Source organism: Mesorhizobium sp. L-8-3 (assembly GCF_016756615.1).
Taxonomy (GTDB): Bacteria; Pseudomonadota; Alphaproteobacteria; order Rhizobiales; family Rhizobiaceae.
In genome coordinates this window covers 1,088,046-1,113,854 of the sequence record NZ_AP023262.1, presented here as the reverse complement: position 1 = coordinate 1,113,854, position 25,809 = coordinate 1,088,046, and the positions used below count along the sequence as shown (strand labels likewise).

The following is a 25,809-nucleotide window of genomic DNA, read 5'->3' as shown; positions in this document are numbered from 1 at the left end:
CTCGGTCACGGCATGGATTCTCGGGTCACTTCGCACGCCGCTCCGCGGCGTGCTTCGGCCCGAGAATGACGAAAGAGGGAAGGGCGATCCGACCAATCGCCGTGGTCGGGAGACACACATGCCGCCGAGCAGGCAAACTTCCACCTTTCGTCATTCTTGGGCCCGAAGGCGAGCGCAGCGAGCCGCAGGTGACCCGAGAATCCATGCCGTGAGATCGCGGACGACTGCTTCGGTGCAGAGCGGGCTTGGGCAGGTGGATAGGGGCCTCTTCCTCGACCACCTGCGGCCTTCGGCTCGGTCACGGCATGGATTCTCGGGTCACTTCGCACGCCGCTTCGCGACGCGCTCCGGCCCGAGAATGACGAAAGAGGGGAGGGCGATCCGACCAATCGCCGTGGCCGGGAGGCACGCATGCCGCCGAGCAGCAAGCTTCCACCTTCGTCATTCTCGGGCCCGAAGGCGAGCGCAGCGAGCCGCAGGTGACCCGAGAATCCGTGCCGTGACATCGCGGACGACTGCTCCGGTGCAGAATGCTCAAGGGCTTGGAGCCACGAGCCATTCACGGCATGGAATCCCGGTCGCCTCGCCTACGTTTCGCGTGGGCCCCGGCCGTGAATGACGAAGACGGGGCGGCACTGTTTCCGGGCAGCGTATCCTCGAAACATCATGCACCAGAGCATTTCCGCTTTTCTCCGAACAGAATCCTTCTTCACGCGACGTGCTGTAGGCAGCATGTCGTTCTGGCGAAAGCGAGCCCGCGCGTTTCGCGGGAAATTGGCGCAACGGAGGACGAGACATGGAAGAACGCACCACCCTCACCCTCGACGCCGCACTGGTCCTCTGCGAAGAGGCCTGCCTCGCGCTCGGCGCCTCTTCCGATGTCGCGCGCTCGCTCGCCACGTCGATCGTGGCCGCCGAGGCCGACGGCCAGCCCTCGGTGGGTTTCGCCCATTTCCTCGATTATCTCGACGCCATGGCCGCCGGCCGCATCGACGCCAAGGCCGAGCCCGCAATCACCAGGCCGGCCCCGGCGATCGTCTTTTCGGATGCCAGGGGCGGCATCGCCCATCTCGGCTTCGACCGCGTTTTCGACGACCTCGTGGGTGCGGCGCGTTCCTTCGGCCTCGCCGCCTTCGTACAGAAGAACGCCTTCACATGCGGGGCGCTTGGTTTCTTTGCAGGGCGATTGGCCGAAAAGGGTCTCGTCGCCTTCGCCGCCACCAACGGCCCGGCGATCGTCGCGCCGCAAGGCGCGACCAGGCCCGTCTACTGCACGAATCCGCTTGCCTTCGCGGCACCCCGCGCCGGGGCCGCACCGCTGCTTGTCGACCAGTCGTCGAGCGCCACGGCCTTCGTCAATGTCCGCGCCGCCGCCGATGCCGGCCGCCCGATCCCTGAGGGCTGGGCGATCGACGCCGAGGGGCAGCCGACGACGGATGCCCCGGCGGCCGTCAAGGGCGCGCTGCTCGCCTTCGGCGGCACGCGCGGCGCCAACATCGCCCTCATGGTGGAAGTGCTGGCGGCGGGCCTGTCGGGCGCCAACTGGTCCCTCGACGCGCCGCCCTTCGGCGTCGGCTCGGAAGGGCCCGGCACCGGCCTCTTCGTGCTGGCGCTCGACCCGAAGCTCATCGAGCCGGATTTCGAGACACGCCTGGCCGCGCACACGGCCCGTCTCGCCGCGGACTATCAGGTCCACATTCCCGGCCCGGTCAAGGTGGCGGCGCGCGATCGCGCCAGGCAGGAAGGCGTGAGCCTGCCTACGGCACTCCACCGGCGGATCGCCGCGGTCGCGAGGGACGCCGCCGGCTGAGCGCCTTATCGGCGCTGCGCCACCGCCCGCGCCGGCAGCACGTCGGCGACGCCAGCGGCTGCAGAGCGGCGCCCGACGAGCGGGGCGATCTCGCCAAGCGGCTGCGGGCGGCCGAACAGGAAACCCTGCACCTCCGTGCATCCTTCGGCGCGCAGGAAATCGAAATGCTCCTCGCGCTCGACCCCCTCGGCCAGCACCGGGATCTGCAGGCTTTCGGCGAGCAGGATCGTTGCCCGCACGATTGCCGCCGAGGCCTGGTTGGTCGTCAGCCCCTCGATGAAGGAACGATCGATCTTGATCTTGTCGAAGGGAAAAAGCTGCAGCGTCGAGAGCGAAGAATAGCCGGTGCCGTAATCGTCCATGGCGATGCTCACACCAAGCGCCTTGAGCCGTCTTACGACCAGGAGCGTGTGCCGGCTGTCTTCGATGATGCTCGCTTCGGTGATCTCCAGCTCCAGGCGGGATGGCGGCAGGCCGGTTTCCAGGAGGATCGCGTGGACGATGACAGGCAGGTCGGTCTGCGTGAGCTGCGCCGCCGCGATGTTCACCGAAAGCCGGCAAGGGCGCTCCCAGGTCGCCACTTCGGCGCAGGCGGTGCGCAGAACCCACTCGCCGATCGGCAGGATGAGGCCGGTCGCCTCGGCAATGGGGATGAATTCCAGGGGCGAGACGATGCCGCGCACAGGATGGTTCCAGCGCAGCAGCGCCTCGTAGCCGGCGACCTCGCCGCTTTCGACGTCGATCTGCGGCTGGTAGTAAAGTTCCAGTTCGTTGCGGGCGATGGCATGGCGCAGATCCATGGCCAGCGCGCTCTGCTTGCGGCCGGCCTCATCGAGCGCGCGGTCGAAGAAGCAGATCTTCTGGCTGGCCTGCCTCTTGGCGCGGTACATTGCGAGATCGGCAGTGCTGATCAGGTCGTCCTCGCGTCCGGCATCGTCGGGGCAGAGGCTGATGCCGATGCTCGACCCCACCGACAGCGACAGGCCCTCGAAGGCGACGGGCAGGCAGGCTGCAGCCGCCAGCCGCCGGGCGAAATCGAGCGCCTCCTCCACCGACGCCACTTCCTGCCTGACGGCGACGAACTCGTCGCCGCCGACGCGGGCCACGAATTCGCCCGGCCTGGCCGCCTGCCGCAGCTGTTGGGCGACGCCCGTCAGCAAGGCGTCGCCTGCCCTGTGGCCATGGACGTCGTTGATGTCCTTGAAGCGGTCGAGGTCCATGACGATGACCGCGGTCTTCGATCGGGTCCGGGCGCTGTTGCGCAGCATCACGGGCAGTTCCGCGGCGAGGTAGGCGCGGTTGGGCATGCCGGTCAGCGGATCGTGCAGCGCCGCCTGCTTCAGGCTGTTCATCATCTCGCGCTGCGAGCGCGCATCGATGACATAGAGCACCAGCCCGGTCAGGATCGACAGGAGGGCGACCACGCTTATGGCGATCGCCTCGCTCGAGAACGTCATGGGCGAAAGCGCAACGGAGGGATCCGGAATGAAGGTCGCCGCGCCCATCGCCGTGAAATGCATGCTGCATATGCCGAGGACGAACGAAGCGATGCCGAGTGCGGGACTGCCGCGCATCATGCGGTTGACGGCGGCGACAGCGAACAGCATGCCGAGAAGGAGCGAGGCGGCGGCGAGGCCGGCGTTCCAATCCACGCGCCCGGCGACCGCCAGGCCGGCCATGCCCGTGAAATGCATGGCCGCGATGCCGGCACCGACGACCGCGCCGCCCGCTTCCGGCGCGAAGGCGATCGTGGAACTCGTCGCCACCTTGAGGCCTGCAGTGGTGAACCCGATCGCCAGAAGCAGCGAGGCGAGTGTCAGCACCGGCTCATAGGCATAGCCGAGCGGAGGATTGAAGCCGATCATCGCCACAAAATGCGTGGTCCAGATGGCGATCCCGCCCGCGGCGCCCGCCAGGACGATCCAGTGATCCGCGCCGCACAGCTGCTTCGCCCGCCCGAAGAGCTGCACCGTCATGGCGCATCCCGCTATGCAGACGATAAGGGCGACGAGCACGAAGGAATAGTCGTGCTCATAGATCAGGCACGAAGCCACTCTATACATAGTCAAGCCCCCGGCCCTGACGATCTATTGGTTGCCCTGTTGTCGATCGTGCCCGGAAAGCGGAAATAAATTGCTAAGAACAAGTCGAGTTGTTTTCGAAACCTTATGTGGTGCGCTGATGGGATTGCACAACAGTAATCTCGGCGGCATGACACGCTGAAAACATCGAAGGTCGAGGTCTTCGAACTCACCACATCATGGCGCCCTCGGCCACCTGTCTTCGTCATTCTCGGTCCCGAGCCCACGCGAAGTGTGGGCGCCCGAAAATCCGTGCCGTGAAATCGCGAACGACTGCTTCGGCGCAGAATGCGTGCGGGCTTGGGCGGAGGATCGGGGAGCCCGTCCTCGACCGACTGCGACCTTCGGATCGGTCACGGCATGGATCCACGGATCGGTGCGCCCTCCGCTTCGCTGCGTGCGCTCGTCCGTGGATGACGAAACGGATATGTTGCCGCTGATAACCCGTGACCGCTCGTCGTGTACGGTGCGGGATTCCTCAGGATGAGAGTATCCCGGACAAAGACATAGGCAATGAGGATGGCGTCGCCGGCCGATAACAATTCCCTCAAAACCAGTTGATTTGACGGTTACTTGCATCTCCGACGATGGGGCGACATTGACCCGTCGACAGGAGAGAACAGACGATGAGCGATGCCACCCATGCCGCGCCGAGCGGGCGCCTGATCGTCCCGGCCCTCGCCGGCACCTATGCCGGTCTTCATGATTTCGCCGAGACGCTGCTGCGTGTCGTGGCCGGCCTTGCGCTGGTGACCCATGGCGCGGGCAAGATCGTCGATCCCTTCGGCGCCGCCGGTATGGTGGAGGGGCTGGGCTTCTATCCCGGCGCCTTCTGGTCGTTCCTTCTTTCCTGTACCGAATTCTTCGGCGGCATCCTGATCGCGATCGGCTTCCTGACCAGGCCGGCCTCGCTTGCCGCGACCTTCGTGCTCCTGGTCACCGTCTGGTTCCACTGGGTCACGATGAGCCAGGGTTATTCGGGCGCGGAGAAATCGATCCTGTGGGCGGCGGTCTTCTTCTTCTTCCTGATCCGTGGCGGCAACCGCCATTCCGTCGACGCACGCCTGGGACGCGTCTTCTGAGGCGGGTCATGCCGGCGGCCGATATATCGACAGTTGGCGCGAAAGTCGGGCGGACCGGATGTGCCGTTATTCACACCCATCGATTCGAGCGTTCAAAGCCGTTCGTCGAGCCGGATGACGTGTCCCCGCCGCGGGTCGGTACGGCCCGCGGCGAAGATCGCGACGACTGACTGCGCGGCGGTCAAGCCCGCCGCCACGTCGATCTCCAGGAGGCGCCGCTCCGTCAGATACGCGACGAAGCGGGCCTGTGCCGCCTTGATGCGCCCGCTCAGCTCCGTCCCGCCCCAATCGGCATTGCGCTTCTTGATCTGATCGGGCGCGAAGAAGAACCGCGGCTGCGGGCCGGGCAGATCGGCCATCGCGATGAAATCGTAGTTCTGCGCCGAGCCGGCGAAGCAATCGTGGACGAGAGAGCCCGCGAAGTGGCGGTGGATCCGGGCACGCAACGCCGTGTCGCCGGAAAAGTCCACATAAAGCGTCGGCCCGCCGGCGTCGATCCGCTCGAAATCGTCATAGGAGAGGCTCCGCCGGTAGATACCGAGCTCCTCGGTGAAGCTGCGGTTCGGACCCGAGGTGAGTGCGACCGCCGCCGGCCCCTCTCCAATGCACCAGGCCGTGCCATAGGCAGTCTTCGACGAGGCGGAGGAAAACACCACCTGCTCCGCGCCGAAGAAACGGTTGTCGGCCAGGTAATCGGCGAGCATGAAAGATGTGATGAACAGCGGCCGCAGCAGCATCTGGTGGTTCTCCGCGTCCGGCGTCCAGGCCGGGTCGGCGCTGCAGCGCGTATATTGATTGTAGGCCGAGACCAGCTTTTCGCGATGCGGCGCCCCGTCGTAGAAGCCGCGTTCACTGATGCGGATGGGCGTCATGGCGATGTGGCTGGCCGCCGGGAAGTAGCCGTAGAAGCGTTCGCCTTGGCTGATCCCCTCGATATCGGATGCGACGACGTCGGCAAAACCCCAGACCGGCATATGACCCCAGGCGGGATCGCCGGTCGGGAAGAACTGCCAGTAGGACATGGCGTCGCCGAAGGCGGCATAGGTGATGTTGTTTGCCGTCAGCGCGAAACGATCGACGGCGAAGAGGACCTCGCCCTGCGCCAGCGGCTTGTGCTGCTCGCGTACAAGACGTGTCTCGCCGGGCGCGTTCTTGCGTGTCTGGAGCTTGGTCACGGTGACGGACATGGCTGTTCTCCGCGAGGCCGATCATGAAACAACCGTACCATGCCATGTCGTCGGGGCGTTCGAAACCCGTGAGCGCGATCCCGTCGCGCGGCTAACCGGCGTCGCGATAGATGACGCCGCGCTGCCTGACCGGCTCGAGCAGCGACCAGTCGCCGTCCGGCACCTCATAGCCCTTGGGGAAGGGCGGCCGCGCTTCCATGCCGATCGACTTCAGCACCCGGTCGTCGCGATAATAGGCGCGCGAGGCGACGGCCTCGACCACGCCGAACATGCCGGGGTCTTTGGCGCGCAATCGCGCGAGCAGCGCCGCCTGTTCCGCGAACGGCCTGTCGGCGAGCCTGCCACCGGCGGCCGTGTCGACCGCGTCCAGCACCTTGCCGAGCGCCTCTCGGTCCCGCCTGACGGACGCCACCATGTAGGCCAGGATGGCGGGATCGTCCGCGCCGGGAACGCCATGCTTCTCGCTGGCGGGGATCATGTGCCCCACGATGCAGCGCAGGCAGTCCTGCTCTGCCACGGAGAGAGGCGCCGGTGGGTCGGTGTCCGATTGCGTCGTCATGGCTCGCTCAGTCGAAGAGGTCATGGATGCGGGACTTGATCCGGTCGCAGATATAGAGCGCGATGGCCTGGATCGTGGAGGTCGGGTTGACACCTCCTGACGTGACGAACACGCTGCCGTCGACGATGAACAGGTTCTTCACGTCGTGGCTGCGGCCCCATTCGTTGACCACCGAGGTCCTCGGATCGGTTCCCATGCGGGCTGTGCCGAGAAGATGCCATCCGGCATAGGGCAAAGGCGAGCGCGTGACGATGTCCTGCGCGCCGGCCGCACGCAGTATCTCGGTTCCGCGCGCGACCGAATGGTCGAGCATCTTCTGCGTGTTCCCGCCGATCCGATAGGTGATCTTCGGCGCCGGGATGCCGTTGCCGTCCTTCAGCACGGGATCGAGCGTGACGGTGTTGATCTCTTCGGGAAGATCCTCGCAGATCGACACCATGCCGGCCTGACGGTCGAAGAGCCGGCGGAACGCGTCATGATGTCCTTCGCCCCACGGCACGAGCCCGTCCGCCATGCCGTTGACGGCGGCCGTCACCGGTCCGAAGCCGCGCGTGAACTGGTAGCAATATCCCCTGGCGAAGCCGCGGGCGGGATCGGTCTCGTAGAACTCCATGCTCCACATGAAGACGCGCGAACCGCGATAGCCGTCCAGCGGCTCGTCGAAGCGGCCCCTCACCAGCGCATAAGGGTGGAACATCAGGTTGCGGCCGACCTGCCCGCTGGAGTTGGCGAGACCGTTCGGAAAACGCTCGGACGCCGAGTTGAGCAGGATGCGCGGGGTGCCGATGCCGTTGCACGCCATGACGACGATCTCGGCCGGCTGGAAAACCTCCTCGCCATTGGCGTCGAAATACCAGGCCCCGGTCGCCATCCGGTCTTCGTTGGTCTCGATCCGGCTCACCCGGCACCGGGTGCGGATCTCGACGCGGTTGCGGATCGCTTCCTGCCAGTAGGTGATGTCGGTCGAGGCCTTGGCGCCTTGCGCGCAGCCGTGCCCGCAATGGCCGAGATTGATGCAGGGCGCGCGCCCCTCATATTCGCGCGAGGTGATGGCGCTGTCGGAGGGCCACCAGTGCCAGCCGAGGTCGTTCATCGCGCGCCCCAGCCGCTCGCCGGTGCGGCCGAGCGGCAGCGGCGGCATCACTGCCTCCTTGGGCGGATAGGCCGGGTCGCCGGCGAGGCTCGCCACTCCCATCATTCTGTCGTTCAGGGCGTAGAACGGCTCGAGGGTGCGGTAGTCGATCGGCCAGTCGTCGGCGACGCCGTCGAGCGAGCGGACCCGGAAGTCGGAAGGATGCATGCGCGGAAAATGGCCCGCATAGAGGATGGTGCCGCCGCCGACGCCGTTGAAGTTCGCGATCTTGATCGGCGAATTGTCGTCGTTGATCGGATAGTCGGCGATCGCCCCGCGGCGGTTCGGGCTGATGGCATAGTCTTCCGACTGGCGGCTCTCCCAATCGCGTCCCGTGCTCGGATAGGCCGAGGACTGCGGCCAGTCCCCCTGCTCCAGGCACAGGATGCGCATCCTGGTGTCGGCGAGGCTCCAGGCGACCGCCGCGCCGGAGGCGCCGGCCCCGATGATCAGGACGTCGACGGGGTCGTTCATTGGGCAGGGCCTTCGAACATGGAAACCGCCAGCCAGCTTCAGACCGCCAGCCTGGGGGTCGGGGTGCGGTGGATCATTCCGACTGATTTCAACGGAGGATATTTCTCGAAGGCCGCCTCGACCGGCTCCGTTCCCCAACCCGGACCATCGGGCAGGATCAGATAGCCGTCCCTGTATTCCGGCGCATGGGTGAAGACGTCGTCGTCCCAGGAAATCCGGTCGATGTCCGTTTCCATGATGCGCATGTTCGGCACCACGGCGCTGAAATGCGCGTTCATCATCGTGCACAGATGGCCGTAGAAATTGTGCGGCGCGACATTCACGTCATAGGCTTCGGCCGCAGCGGCGATCTTCAGCGACTGCCAGACGCCGTTCCATGGCGTGTCGATGATGGCGACGTCGACGGACTGATTCTGGAAATAGGGCAGGAACTGCTGGACCCCGAGCAGCGTCTCGCATGACGAGATCGGATGCGGGCTGTTGGCGCGGATATAGGCCAGCGCCTGCGGATCGAGCGTATCGATCTCGACCCAGAACAGGTCGAGGTCGCTCGTCTCGCGCAGGATCTTCAGATAGCCTTCGGTGCGGGCGTTGAAGTTGAGGTCGAGCAGGATGTCGACGTCGGGCCCGGTCTCTTCCCGCATCATCTCCAGATGCCTGCGCAGATCCTTCAGGGTCTTGCGCTCGACATTGCGCGAGGGCTCGTGCGGCCGGCCGAAGCCCGGCGACCAGGCCTCGATCCGGTCGTTCTCGTCATAGTGGAAGATATTGGTCTTGAGCGCCGAATATCCGCCAGCCACGACATCGCGTGCGATCTGGCGCACGCCGCTGGAATCGACGATGCCGGGCGAGAAATGTTCGGTACGCATGCGATAGGCGACGCAGTGCGACCAGTAGACCCGGATCTTGTCGCGGACCTTGCCGCCGAGCAGCACGTGGCATGGAACGTCGAGCGTCTTCGCCTTGATGTCGAGAAGCGCGTTCTCGATCGCGCCGAGGGCCTGTCCGACGACGCCGCCGAAAGCCGGGCGCGTGACGTTGCGCAGATCCTCGCGGATATGCTCATGCAGCATGGCGCTCTGGCCGATGAGCCTGTGGCTGAGCTGGTCGATGACGGCGGCGACGCCGGGCGAGCCGAAATTCTCGTCGAACTCGCTCCAGCCGACCGTGCCGTCCTCGGTCGTGATCTTCAGGAAGTGATAGTTGCGAAACGAGTTGCTGCAGGACAGCGTCTTCACTTCCGCGACGGTAGCTTTGTTTCTCATGGTCTTTCCTTAGCTGTCTGGCAGTTCTGTTCGGCGCCGCCGCACGCGGCCGGATGCGGCGCGCGCGGTGAATAAGTTTCGCGGCCTTTGCATCACGCTTCGGGCTCATCCCCATCCGGAGATCGACTTCACCTCCAGATATTCCTCGATGCCCCAGCGCCCGCCCTCGCGGGCGCGGCCTGATGCCTTCACGCCGCCGAAAGGCGAGCCGGCGCCGCGCGTCTGGCCGTTCATCTCCACCATGCCGGAGCGCAGCCGGCGCGCCACGCGGTTGCGGCGCTCGCCGTCCTGGCTCTGCACATAGTTGGTGAGGCCGTAGGGCGTGTCGTTGGCGATGGCGATCGCCTCGTCCTCGGTGTCGAACGGTATGATCGACAGCACCGGTCCGAAGATCTCCTCCCGGGCGACGGTCATGTCGTTCGACACGTCGGCAAAGACCGTCGGCTGCACGAAGTAACCGCGATTGAACCCAGCTGGACGGTCCGGGCCGCCGGCGACGAGGCGCGCGCCTTCGGCGATGCCCGTTTCGATCAGTCCCCGTATCCGGTCGAACTGTCGCGTCGAGACGACCGGACCGATATGCGGACCCGCGACGCCGGAGGGGCCGATGGCGATGGACTGCGCGACCCGGCCCGCCGTCTCGACCGAACGCTCGTAGATGGCGCGTTCGACCAGCATGCGCGACGGCGCGTTGCAGTTCTGGCCGCTGTTGACGAAACACTGGCGCACGCCGCGCTCGACGGCCATGTCGTCGGCGTCGGCGAAGACGAGATTGGCGCCCTTGCCGCCGAGCTCGAGCGAGACGCGCTTGAGGCTGTCGGCGGCCGCCTTGCTGATGGCGATGCCGGCCCGCGTCGAGCCGGTGAAGCTGACCATATCGACGTCGGGATGCGTAGCGAGACGCTGTCCGACGCCCATGCCGTCGCCATGGACCAGATTGAAGACTCCAGGCGGAATGCCTGATGCGTCGACGATTTCGGCGAAGAGGGTCGCCGACAGCGGCGCCATCTCCGAAGGCTTCAGCACCACCGTGCAGCCGGCGAGCAGGGCCGCCGCCACTTTCAGGGTGACCTGGCTGATCGGCCAGTTCCACGGCGTGATCAGCGCCGCGACGCCGATCGGCTCCAGTGCGATGCGGTCGCTCGGCGCGTGCGGACCGAGCGGCCTGATGAAATCGAAATCCTGCATCGCCGCGAGATAGTTGGCCATGTGGCGCGGACCGGCGCCGGCCTGGGCCTGACGCGCGAGATCGATGGGCGCTCCCATTTCGCGGGAGATCGCCTGCGCCATCTCCTCCGTCCGTTCGAGATGGATGATGCGCAACCGCTCGACAAGCGCGATCCGCCTCGCGGGATCGGTCATCGACCAGGCGGGGAAGGCACGCTTCGCGGCGGCGACGGCTGCGTCCGTATCGGCATCGCTGCCGAGCGCGACGACGCCGAACGGCTCTTCCGTCGAGGCGTCCACGAGAACATGCTCGCCCGCCTGATGTGCCGGCACCCAGTGGCCGTCGATATAGAACTGGCGCAGCTCCAGCATTGGCTGTCTCCCGTTTCCTGGTTCCGGTGGTTCAGGCGGCGTCGCGTCGCTTGCCGGTGTGGCTGTCGAAGACATGCAGGTCGGACGGCGCCGCGGTGAGATGGATGGTCTGGCCGGGCTTCACCGTGGTTCGTCCGCGCAGCAGCACACGGATGACATGATCGGAGATGCGGGCGGTGATCTGCGTTTCCGAACCGGTGGGCTCCACCACCGACACGACGGCCGGCCAGCCGGCTTCGCCGACCAGGAAATGCTCGGGACGGACGCCGACCGTCACTCGCCCTTTGCCGGCGACCGGGCGCGGCAGCGGGAGCAGGGAGCCGTCGTCGAGAACGAGGGTGTCACCCCGGTCGATCCGGCCTTCCAGGAAATTCATGGGCGGCGAGCCGATGAAGGCGGCGACGAAGAGGCTCCGCGGGCGGTCGTAGAGATCGAGCGGCGGGCCCATCTGCTCGACGACGCCGCCATTCATGACGACGACCCGGTCGGCCAGCGTCATGGCCTCGATCTGGTCATGGGTCACATAGACGGTTGTGACGCCGAGCCGCTGATGCAGCTCCTTGAGCTCGGAGCGCATCTGCACGCGCAGCTTGGCGTCGAGGTTCGACAGCGGCTCGTCGAACAGGAAGACGTTCGGATCGCGCACGATGGCCCGGCCCATGGCGACGCGCTGGCGCTGGCCGCCCGAGAGGGCCCGTGGCTTGCGCTCCAGCAACTGCTCGAGCCCGAGGATGCGCGCGGCTTCCCTGACCCGCTTGTCGATCTCCGCGCGCGGCGTGCCGCGCTGCCGCAGCGCGAAGCCCATGTTCTGATGCACGTTCATATGCGGATAGAGCGCGTAGTTCTGGAACACCATGGCGATGTCCCGATCCTTGGGCGCGACCTCGTTGACCACGCGCCCGCCGATCGCGATGTCTCCGCCCGTGATCTCCTCGAGGCCGGCGATCATGCGCAGCAGCGTCGATTTCCCGCATCCCGAAGGACCCACCAGCGCGACGAACTCCCCATCGGAAATGTCGATCGAGACACCGTGAATCACCTCGAGCGGCCCGTATGCCTTGCGGACCTCCCTGATCGCGACTGTACTCATCCTCTGCCGTTTCTCCCTGGGTCTCTTTTCGCTGCCGGTCTCGTTTGCCGGCTCAGGCTGCGCTCTCGGACGGCGTGCGGCGGTCGGCCGACTCCAGTTCCGCGGCAAGCGCGCTATAGGCGGACTGTTCGTGCTGGGTGACGAGTGCCGCCGCCTGATCGAGCCGGCCGGCGCGGATGGCGTCACGGATCGCCCTGTGCTCGGCGAGCGATTCCGCCATGCGCTGCGGCATGACGGAGAAGCCGTAATGGGCCGAGGTCAACGCGCTGAGGTTGACGAGCATGCGCAGGCACCATTGCGAATGCGGCGTGTCGTAGAGCAGGATGTGGAAGTCGTGGTTGCACTGCGTATAGGCCAGCACATCCTGTGTGGCGACGGCGGCGGCCGACGCTTCGATATTCGCGTCGATCTCTGCAAGCCGCTTCGCATCGTAGCTGGCGCCGCCCAGTTCGATGGCGAGGGACCCGATCCGTCCGCGCAGCGCGTAGATTTCTCGAAGCTGCTCGCTGCCGGCACTGGCGACCACCGCGCCGACATGGGTCTGGACCTCGAGCCAGCCTTCGGCGGCGAGGCTCCGGATCGCTTCGCGGATCGGCGTCTCGGAGATGCCGAGCGCCTCGGACACCTCGCGCGTGGTGATGCGGTCGCCGGGTTTGACCTTCCGGGAAATGATCAATCCCTCGATATGTCGCCGCGCCAGATCGGCCTTGGAAAGGAAGACGGGAGGCTGCGTCATCATATCCTCCGCCCGTGTCGCCGGTTGCTGTTATCAGCCATGATCGTCACCCCTTCGTTGCGCCGTCGGCCAAGCCCTGGATGAGCCATTTCTGGACCAGCAGGGCAAAGACCACCACAGGGATCACCGTGATCGTGCCGACCGCCGTCAGCGCGCCCCAGTTGGCGCCGTTGACGGTATCGCCGGCGATGCCGGCAATGGCGACCGGGATGGTCGACGCGTTGCGGTTGGTCAGAACCAGCGCGAAGAGCAGCTCTTCCCACGCCAGGATCATGCTGAAGATCAGCGTCGACAGAAGACCCGGCAGCGAGATCGGCACGATGATCTTGAAGAAGGCGCCGAAGCGGCTGCAGCCGTCGATCATGGCGGATTCTTCCAGTTCCTTCGGCAAAGCGAGGAAGAAGCCGCGCATCAGCCACATCACATAGGGGATCAGGAAGGTGCAGTAGGCGAGGATGAGCGTGATGTGCTTGTCGGCCACGCCGAGCGAGCGGGCCACGAGGAACATCGGCACGGCGAGCGCGATCGGCGGCACGCCGCGCGACAGAAGGATCAGCACGCCGATTGTCGCCGCGCCCTTCAGCCGGATGCGCGCCAGCGCGTAGCCCGCCATGGCGCCCGCCGCGATCGAGAGAAGGCCGGCGCCGGTCGCCACGATGATCGTGTTGATCAGCCGCCGGTTGATGTCGGCGCGCTGCATGTAGCTGAAATAGGTCTCCAGCGTCGGCGTGAAGAACAGCGTCGGCGGCATCGTGAAGATGTCGCGCTGGTCCTTGAAGGAGCTGAGTACCATCCAGAAGACCGGAAACAGAAAGACGAGGCAGGCGAACACGCCGGCTGCGATGCGGATGCGCCGGCCGAGGCGTGACCTGCGGCGCGGCTGGAGAGCGAGCGCGGTCAATAGAGTTCCTCCAGCTTGCGGGTGCCGCGCAGGAAGATGCCGGTGAGCACCATTGTCAGCACAAGGACGACGACGGCCATCGCTGCGGACTCTGCGAAGCGCAGCGAACGGAAGGCCTCTTCGTAGATGAAGAGATTGATGACGTTGGTGGCGCCGCCCGGGCCGCCATAGGTGGCTGCGAGCGCGATGTCGAACATCTTCACCGCGCCCAGCCAGCGCACGACGAAGGTGGCGGCGATGATCGGCACGAGCAGCGGCAGCGTGATCGACCACAGCATCGACCACCAGTTGGCGCCGTCGATCTCGGCCGCCTCGAACAGGTCCCGGGGCAGTGCCAGCAGGGCCGCGGTGGCGATCAGCACCACGAAGGGCGTCCAGCGCCAGGTGTCGATGATGACGATCGCGGCCATGGCGAGATTGGGATCGCCGAACCAGTCGAGCGGTCCGAACCCGACGAGGCCGATCAGCCAGTTCACGATGCCCCACAGCGGATCGAGCATCATGCGCCAGATGCCGCCGGCGACGACGGGGGCCACGACCATCGGAATGATGAACAGCGCGCGCACGACCCCGCGTCCGCGCCAGTCCGCATTGATCAGGAAGGCGATGCCGAAACCGAGAACGATCTGCAACGGCAGGGCGAAGACCAGATAGATGAGCGTGACCTTCATCGAGGACCAGAAGCGGTAGTCCTCGAGGACGTGCCGGTAGTTCTCCCACCCGACCCATTCGATCGCGCTGAAGGTCATCAGGTCGAAGCGGGAGAAGCTGATCTCGATCGTGTAGAAGATCGGGTAGGCGAGCATCGCGGCGAGGATGATCGCCGAAGGCGCCATGAAGGCCCAGCGCGAGACGGTATCGGCCAGCTTCGTCCCTGCGCGGGAGCGCGCGGGGCGCGCTCCTTTTGCCGTCGTCGAACTCATCGCGATGCTCCCAAGCCGTCGGGTCAGTCGAGGATCTTCTCGATCTTCTCGGCCGCGACCTGCAGGGCCACGGCCGCCGACACCTGTCCGGCAATGGCGCGCGATACCTCGTCGGCCAGGATCTGCTGGGCAGCGTCCGAACGCGGATCGCGGATGCGCCACATCTTGCCCTTCTCGGCGGCGTCATAGGCCTGCTGGAGGGAGGCGAAGACCGGGACCAGCCACGGCTCGGCCGGGGTCGCGGAAAGCGTCGACTTGCGCGCCGGCAAGACGCCGAGATTGGCCGAATGCCAGGTCTCGCCCTGCTTCGAGCTCAGCCATTGCAGCACCGCCCAGGCGGCCTGCTTGTTCTCGCTCTTCGACGACACGGTGCCGCTCCAGATGCCGCGATGCGCGCCGGGGCCGGCGGAGCCGACCGGCATGACCTGGATGCCGACCTGGTCGGGCTTCAGCGTCGTGGTCTTGGCGTCGATCGCCGACCCTTTGAACACGCTGCCCCAGTTGAACATCGTGGCGACGAGCCCCTGGCGGAAGGCCTGCAGCGACTCGGAGAAGCCGTGGCTGACCGCGCCGGTCGGGGCGAATTCGAGCAGCTTCTTGTGGGTTTCGAGCGCCGTGATGCCGACCTCGTTGTTGAAGGCCGGCTTGCCGTCCTCGTCGAGCAGCTGGCCGCCGTTCGAATTCATGATCGTCTGCCAGATGGTCGGCGTCAGCGGCTCACGGATGAAGTAGGTGTCGATCGCCCAGGCGTCGGCCTTGCCGTCACCGTCGGTGTCCTGCACCAGCTTCGGCGCCTGCTCCAGATATTGGTCCCAGGTCAGCTCCGCCGTCGGGACCGGCACCCCGGCCTTCTCGTAGAGCGCCTTGTTGACGAACATCATCAGCATGTTGGAGCGCAGCGGCACGCCGTACTGGACGTCCTTCCAGGCGCCCGCGGCAAGCGGCGCCGCGTTGAAGTCGTCCCAGTCGTAGCCGCCATCTGTCCAGGCCTGGACCTCGGGGCTCTTCAGATCGAGCAGCGCGCCGACTTCGGCGAGTTGAGGTACCCACGGATCATCGGCGATGATGATGTCGTAGGTCGGGCTCGGGCCGGTGGCGTCAAGCATGCTCTTGGCCAGGAGCTCGACATAGGGCACGCCGTCGATCGTGACCTTGATGTTTGGATAGTGCTTGTTGAACTCCGGCACCATCAGGGTCTGCCACTGGCTGGCAAACGCCTCGTTGGCGATCATGCGCACTTCGACCGGCTGATCGGCAGTGCCGAGGCCATTGTCCTGCGCCTGCGCGCCGGCTGCGCCCAGGCTGAGCGATGCAACCATCGAGGCTGCCCCGGCCATAAGGGCGCGACGCGACACCAGGGTCGCAAACTTGCGAAACCGAACCATCAATTCCCTCCCTCGAACCTTGCCCGGCTGAACGAGTTTCCTCCCCGTTCCGGGTCCCATTTGCTATATTCAACATTCTATAGAATCCAGAATGCCGAACACGCCTAGGGGAAGTCAAGCCTCCTGTCAACGCTCGAAAGAAAACGAAATCGAAACGCGCTTCAATCAATAGGAGCGAGCTAATGGGATGGTTCGGGTTGGAACGGTCCTGGCGAGGCGATCGTTGCGCTGTCGCGAGATGATAAACGTCGCGACGCTCGACGCCGCTTGCCTAGCCGATCCAGGCTCCTGCCTGGAGCATGCGTCCGCAAGCGAACAGGGCAGCCACCTGACTTTGGCTGCCTAGCGGTCCGTTCCCAGCTAACTGTCAGCCCAATACCTTCTTGACATAGCTACAACCCTTTCATTCTCGCTGGTCCCGGCGCCGGTCAGTCGCCCGACGGCAAGATCGATGAACGCCCTGACCAGGGGCGAAAGATATCGGCTGCTCGGATATACGGCATAAAGACCGCCAACCGGGGTTGTGTAATCGTTGAGAACGCGGCGCAATTGCCCGTCCTTGATGGACGCCTCGGCGATCCCGTGGGGCACTTGGGCGATGCCGTAGCCGGCAATCGCAGCCGCAATCACCGCCTGCATTTCATTAGCCGCGAAGCGTCCAGCCACCTGGACCGTTTCTTGACCATGCGGCCCTTCCAACTCCCAGTCGGCGCTGGCTGTCGAAGCGCCCGCAATGACGCAATGATGGCGAGCGAGGTCCGTCGGCACCTCCGGTATGCCTTGGCGCGCGAGATAGTCCGGGCTGGCGCACAGGATTCTGTGCGTGGGGCCGAGCTTGCGGGCAACCAGCGTGGAGTCTTGAAGGATCCCGGTGCGGAATGCGAGATCTATGCCGCTCTCGACCAGATTGAGCTTGTCGTCGGTCAGGCGCAGTTCGACTCTGGTTTTCGGATACATCGCGAGAAAATCGAACACCGTGCTGGTCAGGAAATAACCGCCAAAGCCAACGGGAGCCGTAATGCGGATCGTTCCGGAAGGCTCCGCTCTCGCTTCCGCGAGACGCAGATTCGCGGCTTCGATCGCCCGCAGCGCTTGGCTGCTCTGCTCATAGTAGAGGCGTCCTGCGTCCGTCATGTTCAGGCTGCGTGTCGTGCGTTGAAGCAGCCGCACCCCGACTTCGCGCTCAAGCGCGGCAATGCGGCGGCTGACCGTCGTCTTGGGTATGCCGAGCAGGCGCGCGGCTGCCGTGAAACTGCCGGCCTCGATGACACGAGCGAATACCACGATATCGTTGAGATCGAGCATTGTATCCAGAATTGGGACGATGTTTTCCAATTGTAGGTGATTATGGACCAATGCGGCAGCCTTAACTTTGCTCCAGTGGAATGGCAAGGAGCAGACACATGACCACCAGACGAAGCGTTCTGGTTACCGGCGCTACCGGCCAGCAAGGGGGCGCGGTTGCGCGCGCACTGCTGTCCAGGGGACATCTCGTCAAGGCGCTGACACGCAAGCCGGACAGCGACGCTGCGTGGCGGCTGGCGTCGGCAGGCGCCGACATCGCGACGGGTGACCTCGGTGACGAGACCTCCGTTCGGAAGGCTGCAAGTAGCGTCGACACCATGTTTCTGATGGGCAACAGCTACGAGGCCGGGACCGAGGAGGAGACCCGTCAGGGGATCATCGCCGCCGATGCGGCGAAGGCTGCCGGTGTCGGGCATTTGATTTACTCGTCCGTTGCCGATGCCGACAAGAAGACAGGCATCCCGCATTTCGAAAGCAAGTATCTCGTCGAGGAGCATGTGGTCGGACTCGGTATCCCCTACACGATCAGCGCGCCGGCCGCCTTCATGGAGAATGTCGTCGCGCCGTGGTCGATCGGTGGGCTGCGCCAGGGGGAACACGCCTTCGCGATGCCTCCCAGACGGGCCCTCCAACTGGTAGCCTTGGCGGACATAGGAGCCTTCGCCGCATCCCTGGTTGAGCGGCGCGAGCAGGTCTTCGGCAAGCGTTTCGATATCGCCGGGGACGAGTTGTCCGGCGAGGAGCAGGCGCAAACCCTGTCGCGGGCCATCGGCCGCCCGATCAACTATCAGGAAATCCCAATCGCCGCGGCCCGCCAGCAAAGTGAGGATGCGGCGCTGATGTTCGAATGGTTCGACCGCGTCGGTTATGATGTCGATATCGCCGCATTGCAGAGGGATTTTCCGGAGGTCCGCTGGCACAGTTTCGCCGACTGGGCACGCGAGTTTGACTGGAGCGTTCTCGAACGGACATCTTCAGCCGGCTGAGACCAACGGTCGATAAGATCGACCGTTGGAGCGCGCGACTGCGCGCTGCGCCCGTTGACGCGAAAGCAAGAGGCGCTGATGAGCCGTGCCGGCGATTGAGGTCGCGTTGATGCGTCAGCATCCACACCGCCCGGATGTGTCAACATCCAGGCCCGCTGGCCCGACTTTCTCAACCGGTGAGGTGGAGAAGCGATTTTGGGGTGGCAAAGGGCAAAAAGACGAGTCGGATCAAAGGGCGGCCATACAGGATTTCCTGCAGTGGAGACCAAGTATCTTTTTTATCGTCGCTTTTGTGTAAACTATTTCCACCATGTATTTGCGAGCGAATCGGCGCCTCAAAAACGGCAAGCAGCACCATTATTGGAGCATTGTCGAAAGCAAGCGCTGCGTCGGCGGCAAGGTCGTGCAGCGTCAGGTGCTTTATCTCGGCGAGATCAACGATAGCCAGCACGAGGCTTGATGTCGAACGATCGAAGCCTTTGACGAGGATGCCCAGCATGCCCGGCAACTGGCCCTGTTTCCGGCCGATCGGGCCATGCCCGGCCACGCCGCCGGCTATGGCGTGCAAGTGCGGCTCGGGGCCATGCAGTTGCACAGGCCGCGGCAATGGGGCGCCTGCTGGCTGGCCTGCCAGCTCTATGAGCAGCTCGAGCTCGACCGGTTCTGGGCGGCGCGCTTGCCCGACTCGCGCGAAGGCACCTGCTGGCGACATATCCTGCAGACCTTGGTGTGCTATCGGCTGATCGATGCGGGCAGCGAATGGCGGCTGCCCGGGCGCGAACCAGATCTCGCATGGCCTCGCGGCCTTCATCGGGAACGATACTACTACTACTACTACTACTACTTCTTCTTCCCACCGGCGTGGGCAATGGCGAGTTGCGGCTGTTCCGGATTAAGCACCTTTTAAGGCGGCTTGCAGCATAACAACCACCTGAGGTGAGCCAAGGACTCACCCCCGTTACTGAGGTAGCGCCCGTGACCAAGGACTGGTTCTTTCACAATTGGATGTATGCCGGCTTCGTCACCGGCCTGTTTCTGCTAGCGGTTGCGCCGCTTTTCGCGGGAGTGTTAAGCCCGCCGCTGCTGCTCGTCTACTTGCAGCTGCCGATTTACATGATTCACCAGCTGGAGGAGCACCAACACGATCGCTTTCGTATATGGGTCAACAAGGTCATCGGCGGCGGATTGGAGGCGTTGACACCGCCGGCCGTGGTCTTCATCAACGTTGTCGGCGTGTGGGCCGTAAACCTGATCGCGCTCTATTTCGCGCGTTTTGTCGATGTCGGGCTCGGATTGATTGCTATCTATCTCACGCTGATCAACGCTGTCGTCCACATTCTCGGGGCGGGCGCTCTGCGCCGATACAATCCAGGGCTGGTTACGGCCGTGTTTTTGTTTGTGCCCTTCGGGCTCTATGCCCTTGTCTTGGTCTCGCACGCACCAGGGGTCACGGCGACGGATCACGTCATCGCCATCGCGATCGCGATTCTCCTCCACCTTGCCATCATTGTATCCGTGAAGCGGCGCTTAGCCGTCCTGTCCAGGTCTGAACCGACCGCCCGCTAGACCCATTGGCGCCAAGAACAAACGAGGACGCCGCCGGCAGGCCGAAAGTCCGCAGCAGCACTGGATCCTGGGTGGCATAAGGACGTTGGGCTGCGGCCTGCGCTTTCGTAAGCTAAGGGCGGAACCTACCAATCTCCGGTTGAGAATTCGGGGCTTTCCGGGCCACCTGGTCCAGGCAACGAACTCATATCGCGGGGGATGTGATGGCGCACCGGTCTCATACCGACGGCCGATCGATTTCTGCACGGCCGTTCCGATCGAATGCGGAGGCGCGGACCGCGGCCTCCATCAACAACCTCGATCCCGGTACGGCAGGCCAGCGAATACATTACCGATGGAGCCGAGCGACGCGCGGCCTGCGAGTAGAGGCGGCCCCAAAGTCGACATCCGGTCAATCTCTGCCGAATGCGGCCAACGAAAAAACCCCGCCGGATCGCTCCGGCGGGGCTTGTCGTGAGCCGCGAGAGGCGGCCGATCAGTTGCCGCGGTTCTTGAGTGCGGCACCCAGGATGTCGCCGAGCGAAGCGCCGGAATCGGTCGAGCCGTACTGGGCGACCGCTTCCTTCTCTTCCGCGATCTCCAGCGCCTTGATCGACACCTGGATCTTGCGGGTCTTCTTGTCGTAGACGATGACGCGCGCATCGACCTTCTGGCCGACGGTGAAGCGCTCGGGGCGCTGCTCGTCACGGTCGCGCGACAGGTCGGACCGCTTGATGAACGTCTCGACGCCGCTGTCGACCAGCCGCACCTCGATGCCGCCGTCCTTCACGCCGATGACCTCGGTGGTGACGACCGCGTTCTTGCGCAGTTCGCCCGACACAGCCTCGCCGCCGCCGCGCTGCAGCTGCTTGATGCCCAGCGAGATGCGCTCCTTGTCGATGTCGACGTCGAGCACCTGCGCCTGCACCACCTGGCCGCGCTGATACTCCTCGATCGCCTGCTCGCCCGGACGGTTCCAGTCGAGGTCGGAGAGGTGGACCATGCCGTCCACATCGCCGTCGAGGCCGATGAACAGGCCGAACTCGGTCTTGTTCTTGACCTCGCCCTCGACGACGGAGCCCGACGGATGGTTGCGGGCGAAGGCTTCCCACGGATTCTCGAGCGTCTGCTTGAGGCCGAGCGAGATGCGGCGCTTGGCCGGATCGACCTCGAGTACCACCACGTCGACTTCCTGCGAGGTCGACAGGATCTTGCCCGGATGCACGTTCTTCTTCGTCCACGACATTTCCGAGACGTGGATGAGGCCCTCGATGCCCGGCTCCAGCTCCACGAAGGCGCCGTAGTCGGTGATGTTGGTGACCGTGCCGCGGATCTTCTTGCCGATCGGGAACTTGGTGCCGATGTCGCTCCAGGGATCGCTCTCGAGCTGCTTCATGCCGAGCGAGATGCGGTGGGTTTCCTGGTTGATGCGGATGATCTGCACCTTGACCGTCTGACCGATGTTGAGGATCTCGGTCGGATGGTTGACGCGGCGCCATGCCATGTCGGTGACATGCAGCAGGCCGTCGATGCCGCCGAGGTCGACGAACGCACCGTAGTCGGTGATGTTCTTGACCACGCCCTCGACAACCTGGCCCTCTTCGAGGTTCTGCACGATCTCCGAGCGCTGCTCGGCGCGGCTCTCCTCGAGCACGGTGCGGCGCGACACGACGATGTTGCCGCGGCGGCGATCCATCTTGAGGATCTCGAAAGGCTGCGGGTTGTGCATGAGCGGGGTGACGTCGCGGATCGGCCGGATATCGACCTGGCTGCGCGGCAGGAAGGCCACGGCGCCGTCGAGGTCGACGGTGAAGCCGCCCTTGACCTGGTTGAAGATGACGCCCTCGACGCGCTCGCCCTTGTTGAACTTCTCCTCGAGGCGGACCCAGCTCTCTTCGCGGCGGGCCTTCTCACGGGAAAGCATGGCTTCGCCGAGCGCGTTCTCGATGCGCTCGACATAGACCTCGACGGTGTCGCCGACGTTCATCTGACCGTCCTTGGCCTTGGCGCCGAATTCCTTCAGCGGGACGCGGCCCTCGACCTTGAGGCCGACGTCGATGATGGCCATGTCCTTCTCGATCGCGGTGATCGTGCCGCGCACGACCTGACCTTCGCCCGAGTGACCATCGGAAAAGGATTCTTCCAGAAGCGCGGCGAAATCGTCGCGCGTGGGATTGGCTTGTGACATTGATGCTCCTGATAGTGCCCCGGACTTTCCGTGCGGGGCCTGCGCCGTGGGTTCGTGTTGCGTTGGCCTGCCGGCGTTCCGGGCTGAAAGCCCTGGTGCCGCTGTCGCGGCGGTTCGGCGCATGAAGAATGCTGGCAGGCTGGTTCGGGCCCGATATGGGTATTGCCGCTTGTTCTCGCAATGCGGGAGGCGGCAGCCCGGATCAGGCTACGTCTCTTTGGGCGATAACGTCGTCGATGATCGCCTTCGCCGCCAGAAACGCCGCTTCTATATCCATTTCGGATGTGTCGAGCAAGTGCGCGTCGGCGGCCGGCTTCAGCGGCGAATCCGCCCGGCCCATGTCGCGGGCGTCGCGTCGTTCGATATCGGCGAGAATCTGGGCGAAATCGGCGGTGCCGTGGCGGGATTCGATCTCCAGCAGCCGCCGCCGGGCGCGGACCTCCGCCGTCGCCGTGACATAGAGCTTCACGTCGGCGTCGGGGCAGACCACCGTGCCGATGTCGCGCCCGTCGAGCACGGCGCCGGGCGGGGTTTTCGCGAATTCGCGCTGTTTCTCGACCAGCGCGCGCCGCACCGCCGGGATGACCGCGACCTGCGAGGCGGCCTCGCCGACGGCATGCGCCGACAGCACCTCGCGGTCGAGGCGGGAAAGGTCGACGGCATAGGCGGCCTTCACCGCGTCCTCCTCGTCGTCGAGCGGCAGGCCTTGCTTCAGCATCTCATTGGCCACGGCGCGGTAGGTGAGGCCGGTGTCGAGCAGGTTCAGGCGGTAGTGGTCGGCGACGCGCCGGCCGAGCGTGCCTTTGCCCGCGCCCGCGGGCCCGTCGATAGCGATGGTGAATGGACAATGCGAGGTCCCGGTCATGGCGTTCACACGGCAGCCTTTTCGGCCTCGATCTCGGCGCCGAGGCCGCGCATCAGGCCCATGAATTCCGGGAAGCTGGTGGCGATCATCGTCTGGTCGTCGACCGTGACCGGCTTTTCCGAAGCGAGGCCCATGACGAGGAAGCTCATGGCGATGCGATGGTCGAGATGCGTCTCGACCCTGCCGCCGCCGAGACCCCTGCCGTCCGGCCGGCCGCGAACGACGAGCGAGGCCTCGCCCTCGGTGCAGTCGACGCCGTTGGCCTTCAGGCCGTTCGCGACGGCCGACAGCCGGTCGGATTCCTTCACGCGCAACTCTTCCAGGCCATCCATCACCGTCTCGCCTTCGGCGAAGCTGGCGGCTATCGCCAGCACCGGATATTCGTCGATCATGGAAGGCGCCCGTTCCGGCGGCACGCGCACGCCCTTCAGTTCCGAAGCGCGCACATGCAGATCCGCCACGTCCTCGCCGCCGGCATTGCGCGGGTTCACGAGTTCGATCGAGGCGCCCATCTCCTGCAGCGTCAGCACCAGCCCGGTGCGGGTAGGGTTCATCAGCACGTTCTCGATGACGATGTCGGAGCCCGGCACGATCAGCGCGGCGACCAGCGGGAAGCCGGCCGACGACGGGTCGCCCGGGACCGCGATAGTCTGGCCCGTCAGCCGGCCCTGGCCCTCGATGCGGATATGGCGGACCCCGTCCGGGTCGGTCTCGACCTCGATGTTGGCGCCAAAGCCTTTCAGCATCTTCTCGGTATGATCGCGCGTCATCACGGGCTCGACGACGGTGGTGATCCCCGGCGTGTTGAGGCCGGCCAGCAGCACGGCCGATTTCACCTGGGCCGAGGCCATCGGCACGCGGTAGGTGATGGGTGCCGCGACGCCTGGGCCGCGCAGCGTCAGCGGCATGCGGTCGCCGGGGGCGGATTTCAGCACCTGGGTGCCCATCAGGCGCAGCGGATCGAGCACGCGCCCCATCGGGCGCTTCGACAGCGAGGCGTCGCCGATGAAGGTCGTCTCCATGTCATAGGAACCGACAAGGCCCATGGTCAGCCGCGAGCCGGTGCCGGCATTGCCGAAATCGAGCGGCGCCTCGGGCTGCAGCAGCGCGCCGTTGCCGGTGCCCCGGATGATCCAGGTGTCGCCGGCCTTCCTGATATGGGCGCCCATGGCCTTCATGGCCTCGCCGGTGCGCATCACGTCATCGCCTTCCAGCAGCCCGGTGATGCGGGTCTCGCCGGCCGCGAGGCCGCCGAACATGAAGGAGCGGTGCGAGATCGACTTGTCGCCCGGCACGCGGACCCGGCCGCTCAGCGCAGGCGATCTGCGGGCCGTCGCCGGCAGCGGGGAGGCGTGGTCGGACATGTCTGTTTCCCTGGGGTTCCCCGCTGGCGGGGCGGCGGCTGGCGCCTGGTCGTCTTGGTTGCGGCCGTGTCCTATCACGGCTTTCCGGCCCGGTCATCCCCCGTCGAAAGCCGCCCCGGGCGGGCTTTTTCGGGCCGGATTTGCCATGGTCTATTAGTCTTTGACAGGGCCGCAAACTGCCGCTAAGGGGACCAAAACCTTTCGACGAGGCTTGCAGTGGCAAAACCAGAGCTTGGTACAAAGCGCATCGACCCCGAGACGGGGCGCAAATTCTACGATCTGAACAAGGATCCGATCGTGTCGCCCTATACGGGCAAGAGCTATCCGCGTTCCTATTTCGACACCGGCAACGGCACCTCGATGAACGACGAGGACGAGGTCGAGGAGAAGGAACTGGATGCCGAGGACGATGCCCCCGAGGTCGTTTCCCTCGAGGATGCCGACGACGAGGCCAAGGGCGGCGACGACCTTCCCGATCTCGGCGACGACGATGTCGATCTCGGCGACGATGACGACGATACCTTCCTCGAGGACGAGGAAGAAGAGGACGACGACGTCAGCGGCATCATCGGCATCGGCGAGGACGACGACGAGATCTGACGTCGTGGCGGCACGTTTTCTGCAGGCCGCGAGAGCCGCCGGGGCTCTGTCACAAAAAGCTCCAAAGCGGGCTTGATCTTCACGCGAGGCGGCGCTAGAAGCCGCCTCGTACTGGCCGGGGCGTCAAGCCTTGGCCGACCTCTTCGCCGGAAACGGCGCCGGCCTCGGCCGGGTGTGGGGCCATAGCTCAGTTGGGAGAGCGCTTGAATGGCATTCAAGAGGTCAGGGGTTCGACTCCCCTTGGCTCCACCATTTTTCCTCTTGGGATTTCGATAGGCAACTCGACGCGGTCCGGGCTGTCGCCGACAACGTGTCGGAGGGGCGCGCCCCGAAACGCACGCGAAGTCCTTGGCGAAGCGGCCAAGCTTCCAAAACCATAGTGCATAGCCTGGTGAGTTGCGGGTCGGACGCCAGCAACCGCATTGCACGAGATCGAGGCGGCGATCACCGGCGTATTGCGTGGCGCTCCCCGCCGAGAAATTCCTGACAGGCGAGGCTGAGCGTTCTCTCCGCGACGCCGACGGCTCCGCAGACGGCGGACGGGAAAGCATCTCCTCCGGGCGCTCGCGCAGAGCGTCTTCGAAACGCGAGACGATCTGGCGGTGACGCCCTGCAGCTCTGGAGATCCAGGGCGTGTCCCGTGCTGCGCGCAACGCCCCTCGTCAGGTCGACAAGCGCGCCCTCGCGCCCTCGGACTCCAGGAACATCCTGTCGTCGTTGAGCGGCAGGCCGGGAGATGTGTGCATGCCCCGGTAGCGCAATGGTCGCAGCGTAGATGCCGTCAGGCCACTG

General features: G+C 65.2%; 20 protein-coding genes, 1 tRNA gene and 1 pseudogene. 7 read left to right on the top strand and 15 right to left on the bottom strand.

Annotated features, from left to right (window positions below; all coding sequences use genetic code 11):
- Positions 1-796 precede the first annotated feature (796 nt).
- Complete coding sequence (locus JN302_RS05105) at positions 797-1,810, top strand: Ldh family oxidoreductase (RefSeq protein ID WP_202310431.1); 1,014 nt, start codon at positions 797-799, stop codon at positions 1,808-1,810.
- A 5-nt stretch (positions 1,811-1,815) separates the two neighbouring features.
- On the opposite strand, the gene JN302_RS05100 is transcribed toward JN302_RS05105, so the two are convergent.
- A complete protein-coding gene (locus JN302_RS05100) occupies positions 1,816-3,873 on the bottom strand; it encodes a putative bifunctional diguanylate cyclase/phosphodiesterase (RefSeq protein ID WP_202310429.1) in 2,058 nt (685 codons plus the stop codon).
- Positions 3,874-4,517: 644 nt separating this feature from the next.
- Between JN302_RS05100 and JN302_RS05095 the strand changes: the two genes are divergently transcribed.
- Positions 4,518-4,973: a DoxX family protein gene (locus JN302_RS05095; RefSeq protein ID WP_202310427.1), complete on the top strand. Its 456-nt coding sequence runs from the start codon at positions 4,518-4,520 to the stop codon at positions 4,971-4,973.
- Positions 4,974-5,065: 92 nt separating this feature from the next.
- Here JN302_RS05095 and JN302_RS05090 read toward each other — a convergent pair whose 3' ends face one another.
- The 11 genes from JN302_RS05090 to JN302_RS05040 all read right to left on the bottom strand — a co-directional run bounded on the left by JN302_RS05090 (position 5,066) and on the right by JN302_RS05040 (position 17,469).
- A complete protein-coding gene (locus JN302_RS05090) occupies positions 5,066-6,160 on the bottom strand; it encodes a DUF2855 family protein (RefSeq protein WP_202310425.1) in 1,095 nt (364 codons plus the stop codon).
- Positions 6,161-6,251: 91 nt separating this feature from the next.
- Entirely contained in the window at positions 6,252-6,719 is a 468-nt protein-coding gene (locus tag JN302_RS05085; protein WP_202310423.1) for a hypothetical protein, read from the bottom strand.
- 7 nt (positions 6,720-6,726) lie between these two features.
- Positions 6,727-8,325 carry a GMC family oxidoreductase gene (locus tag JN302_RS05080; RefSeq protein WP_202332174.1) on the bottom strand — a complete coding sequence of 533 codons (1,599 nt, stop codon included), beginning with the start codon at positions 8,323-8,325 and terminating at the stop codon, positions 6,727-6,729.
- 38 nt (positions 8,326-8,363) lie between these two features.
- Entirely contained in the window at positions 8,364-9,590 is a 1,227-nt protein-coding gene (locus JN302_RS05075; protein WP_202332172.1) for a mandelate racemase/muconate lactonizing enzyme family protein, read from the bottom strand.
- A 105-nt stretch (positions 9,591-9,695) separates the two neighbouring features.
- Positions 9,696-11,129 (bottom strand): aldehyde dehydrogenase family protein, encoded by a 1,434-nt coding sequence (locus JN302_RS05070; RefSeq protein ID WP_202332170.1) that lies wholly within the window; start codon positions 11,127-11,129, stop codon positions 9,696-9,698.
- A gap of 31 nt (positions 11,130-11,160) precedes the next feature.
- On the bottom strand, positions 11,161-12,219 hold the full coding sequence (locus tag JN302_RS05065; protein WP_202332168.1) for an ABC transporter ATP-binding protein: 1,059 nt from the start codon (positions 12,217-12,219) through the stop codon (positions 11,161-11,163).
- 52 nt (positions 12,220-12,271) lie between these two features.
- On the bottom strand, positions 12,272-12,955 hold the full coding sequence (locus JN302_RS05060) for a GntR family transcriptional regulator (RefSeq protein ID WP_210382587.1): 684 nt from the start codon (positions 12,953-12,955) through the stop codon (positions 12,272-12,274).
- A 46-nt stretch (positions 12,956-13,001) separates the two neighbouring features.
- Entirely contained in the window at positions 13,002-13,856 is an 855-nt protein-coding gene (locus JN302_RS05055) for a carbohydrate ABC transporter permease (RefSeq protein ID WP_202332165.1), read from the bottom strand.
- Positions 13,853-14,779, bottom strand: a complete 927-nt coding sequence (locus tag JN302_RS05050; protein WP_244846206.1) for a carbohydrate ABC transporter permease — start codon at positions 14,777-14,779, stop codon at positions 13,853-13,855. The genes JN302_RS05055 and JN302_RS05050 overlap by 4 nt, the downstream gene beginning before the upstream one ends.
- A gap of 23 nt (positions 14,780-14,802) precedes the next feature.
- Positions 14,803-16,164 (bottom strand): ABC transporter substrate-binding protein, encoded by a 1,362-nt coding sequence (locus JN302_RS05045; RefSeq protein ID WP_244846205.1) that lies wholly within the window; start codon positions 16,162-16,164, stop codon positions 14,803-14,805.
- 360 nt (positions 16,165-16,524) lie between these two features.
- Positions 16,525-17,469: a LysR family transcriptional regulator gene (locus JN302_RS05040; RefSeq protein WP_202332163.1), complete on the bottom strand. Its 945-nt coding sequence runs from the start codon at positions 17,467-17,469 to the stop codon at positions 16,525-16,527.
- Between the two features lie 98 nt (positions 17,470-17,567).
- Here JN302_RS05040 and JN302_RS05035 point away from each other — a divergent pair, with 98 nt between their 5' ends.
- The 3 genes and pseudogenes from JN302_RS05035 to JN302_RS05020 all read left to right on the top strand — a co-directional run bounded on the left by JN302_RS05035 (position 17,568) and on the right by JN302_RS05020 (position 20,021).
- Positions 17,568-18,455, top strand: a complete 888-nt coding sequence (locus JN302_RS05035; RefSeq protein ID WP_202332161.1) for an NmrA/HSCARG family protein — start codon at positions 17,568-17,570, stop codon at positions 18,453-18,455.
- Between the two features lie 310 nt (positions 18,456-18,765).
- A pseudogene (locus tag JN302_RS39890) lies at positions 18,766-19,224 on the top strand (IS1634 family transposase); the annotation flags it as partial.
- Between the two features lie 206 nt (positions 19,225-19,430).
- Positions 19,431-20,021 carry an HXXEE domain-containing protein gene (locus tag JN302_RS05020; RefSeq protein WP_202310403.1) on the top strand — a complete coding sequence of 197 codons (591 nt, stop codon included), beginning with the start codon at positions 19,431-19,433 and terminating at the stop codon, positions 20,019-20,021.
- Between the two features lie 475 nt (positions 20,022-20,496).
- On the opposite strand, the gene rpsA is transcribed toward JN302_RS05020, so the two are convergent.
- The 3 genes from rpsA to aroA all read right to left on the bottom strand — a co-directional run bounded on the left by rpsA (position 20,497) and on the right by aroA (position 24,417).
- Positions 20,497-22,188: a 30S ribosomal protein S1 gene (gene rpsA, locus JN302_RS05015; RefSeq protein ID WP_202332155.1), complete on the bottom strand. Its 1,692-nt coding sequence runs from the start codon at positions 22,186-22,188 to the stop codon at positions 20,497-20,499.
- Between the two features lie 202 nt (positions 22,189-22,390).
- Positions 22,391-23,053 carry a (d)CMP kinase gene (cmk, locus tag JN302_RS05010; protein WP_202310399.1) on the bottom strand — a complete coding sequence of 221 codons (663 nt, stop codon included), beginning with the start codon at positions 23,051-23,053 and terminating at the stop codon, positions 22,391-22,393.
- Positions 23,054-23,058: 5 nt separating this feature from the next.
- A complete protein-coding gene (aroA, locus tag JN302_RS05005) occupies positions 23,059-24,417 on the bottom strand; it encodes a 3-phosphoshikimate 1-carboxyvinyltransferase (protein ID WP_202332153.1) in 1,359 nt (452 codons plus the stop codon).
- A 216-nt stretch (positions 24,418-24,633) separates the two neighbouring features.
- On the opposite strand from aroA, the gene JN302_RS05000 reads away from it, so the two are divergent.
- Both JN302_RS05000 and JN302_RS04995 read left to right on the top strand, forming a co-directional pair.
- Complete coding sequence (locus tag JN302_RS05000) at positions 24,634-25,017, top strand: TIGR02300 family protein (protein WP_202310395.1); 384 nt, start codon at positions 24,634-24,636, stop codon at positions 25,015-25,017.
- Positions 25,018-25,193: 176 nt separating this feature from the next.
- Positions 25,194-25,269: transfer RNA gene (locus JN302_RS04995), tRNA-Ala, on the top strand.
- Positions 25,270-25,809: the final 540 nt, after the last annotated feature.

What these genes read in the sequence shown, in the direction of transcription:
- JN302_RS05105 (WP_202310431.1), top strand. Translation starts at nt 797, where the DNA reads ATGGAAGAACGCACCACCCTCACCCTCGACGCCGCACTGGTCCTCTGC.
- JN302_RS05100 (WP_202310429.1), bottom strand. Translation starts at nt 3,873, where the DNA reads ATGTATAGAGTGGCTTCGTGCCTGATCTATGAGCACGACTATTCCTTC.
- JN302_RS05095 (WP_202310427.1), top strand. Translation starts at nt 4,518, where the DNA reads ATGAGCGATGCCACCCATGCCGCGCCGAGCGGGCGCCTGATCGTCCCG.
- JN302_RS05090 (WP_202310425.1), bottom strand. Translation starts at nt 6,160, where the DNA reads ATGTCCGTCACCGTGACCAAGCTCCAGACACGCAAGAACGCGCCCGGC.
- JN302_RS05085 (WP_202310423.1), bottom strand. Translation starts at nt 6,719, where the DNA reads ATGACGACGCAATCGGACACCGACCCACCGGCGCCTCTCTCCGTGGCA.
- JN302_RS05080 (WP_202332174.1), bottom strand. Translation starts at nt 8,325, where the DNA reads ATGAACGACCCCGTCGACGTCCTGATCATCGGGGCCGGCGCCTCCGGC.
- JN302_RS05075 (WP_202332172.1), bottom strand. Translation starts at nt 9,590, where the DNA reads ATGAGAAACAAAGCTACCGTCGCGGAAGTGAAGACGCTGTCCTGCAGC.
- JN302_RS05070 (WP_202332170.1), bottom strand. Translation starts at nt 11,129, where the DNA reads ATGCTGGAGCTGCGCCAGTTCTATATCGACGGCCACTGGGTGCCGGCA.
- JN302_RS05065 (WP_202332168.1), bottom strand. Translation starts at nt 12,219, where the DNA reads ATGAGTACAGTCGCGATCAGGGAGGTCCGCAAGGCATACGGGCCGCTC.
- JN302_RS05060 (WP_210382587.1), bottom strand. Translation starts at nt 12,955, where the DNA reads ATGACGCAGCCTCCCGTCTTCCTTTCCAAGGCCGATCTGGCGCGGCGA.
- JN302_RS05050 (WP_244846206.1), bottom strand. Translation starts at nt 14,779, where the DNA reads ATGAGTTCGACGACGGCAAAAGGAGCGCGCCCCGCGCGCTCCCGCGCA.
- JN302_RS05045 (WP_244846205.1), bottom strand. Translation starts at nt 16,164, where the DNA reads ATGGTTCGGTTTCGCAAGTTTGCGACCCTGGTGTCGCGTCGCGCCCTT.
- JN302_RS05040 (WP_202332163.1), bottom strand. Translation starts at nt 17,469, where the DNA reads ATGCTCGATCTCAACGATATCGTGGTATTCGCTCGTGTCATCGAGGCC.
- JN302_RS05035 (WP_202332161.1), top strand. Translation starts at nt 17,568, where the DNA reads ATGACCACCAGACGAAGCGTTCTGGTTACCGGCGCTACCGGCCAGCAA.
- rpsA (WP_202332155.1), bottom strand. Translation starts at nt 22,188, where the DNA reads ATGTCACAAGCCAATCCCACGCGCGACGATTTCGCCGCGCTTCTGGAA.
- cmk (WP_202310399.1), bottom strand. Translation starts at nt 23,053, where the DNA reads ATGACCGGGACCTCGCATTGTCCATTCACCATCGCTATCGACGGGCCC.
- aroA (WP_202332153.1), bottom strand. Translation starts at nt 24,417, where the DNA reads ATGTCCGACCACGCCTCCCCGCTGCCGGCGACGGCCCGCAGATCGCCT.